Consider the following 1,192-nt stretch of genomic DNA (forward strand, 5'->3'; position numbering starts at 1 on the left):
GCCGCCTTGGCCCGGCGCCGCCGCTGGCTGGCCCGCCTGCTGGAGGAAGCCGCCGATGCCCTGGCGCCCGAAGCGCCGGCCGGCCCCACCACCGCCCGGCTGCTGGCAGCCCGCCGCCAGGGCTACCTGCACGAGGCCTCCCTGCTGGCCGCCGGGCCGTAGCGTGGGCACCCCGGATAAGGCTGGGTGATGATAGCCGGGTTGGTTTGAGCTGTGGAGCGGAGGGCGGGACACGACTGCCCGACCGGTCCGGACGGACCACAAAACGCGGCGGGACCAGCGCAGCTGCTGCCCGCCCCACCGTGTAACCCCCGGCGCCGTAGCTGCTGCGGCGCTGGCCCCGGTCATCAGGGCAACTGCCAGGCGGCCGCTGTTCCCGTAGCTTCGGCGTTAATTTAAAACCGGTGCCAACCGATGCGGTTTTCTTTCTCGTACGGTGTAAGGTTGATGGCCGGAGTTTCGACAATCGGTTCGGCCCCGTCGCTCCTGGCCGCCCGGTAAGGGCTTACTTTACGCTGTTCCTGCCGGGACCAGTTCTCTTTATTTATGTTGCCCACTGCCCGTATTGCTATTCTGCTCTTCACCCGCTCGGCGGGGGAGGAGGCGGCGCGCAAGCGGTTCCTGAGCCACGGCACCCCGGCCGAAAATGTGGCGGTGGCCGCCCGCCTCATTCACCACGCTACGGATACCGCCCGCCGGGCCGGGCTCGATTTCGTGTGCGTGGACTCTGCCCGGCAGGCAGGGGCTACGTTTGGCGCGCGGCTGGTTGGGGCCGTGCGCGCCACCTTCGCCCTGGGCTACGAGCACCTGCTCATCATCGGCAACGACTGTCCGCAGCTCACCACGGCCACTTTGCGGCAGGCCGCTGCCGCAGTACAGGCCACCGGCGCCGTGCTGGGGCCGGCCACCGATGGCGGCGTGTACCTGCTGGGCCTCTCGCGGCCTGTGTTCGAAAACGGCGCCTGGCTGGCGTTGCCCTGGCAAACCCCCCATTTGGGTGCGGCTTTGCGTCGGCACCTAGGGGAATTGGGCACGGTAGCCCACCAACTGCCCGTGCTGGCCGATGTGGACGACGAGGCCGGGCTGGTGCGGGCCCTACGGCAGCCCTTGCCGCGGGGGCTTCGGCGCGAGCTGCACCGGCTGCGCACCGCCCGGCGGTGCTTGGCCCGGTCCGGCGCCCGGCTGGCCGCCC

At 70.6% G+C, this 1,192-nt stretch carries 1 protein-coding gene; it reads left to right on the forward strand.

Annotation, left to right across the window (positions count from 1 at the left end; translation table 11 throughout):
* Positions 1-546: 546 nt before the first annotated feature.
* Positions 547-1,192, forward strand: a 646-nt coding sequence (locus tag GM79_RS01300; RefSeq protein WP_051718355.1) for a DUF2064 domain-containing protein, incomplete at its 3' end; no start/stop codon positions are given.

Source organism: Hymenobacter sp. IS2118 (assembly GCF_000715495.1).
In the GTDB taxonomy this organism is placed as follows: Bacteria; Bacteroidota; Bacteroidia; order Cytophagales; family Hymenobacteraceae; genus Hymenobacter.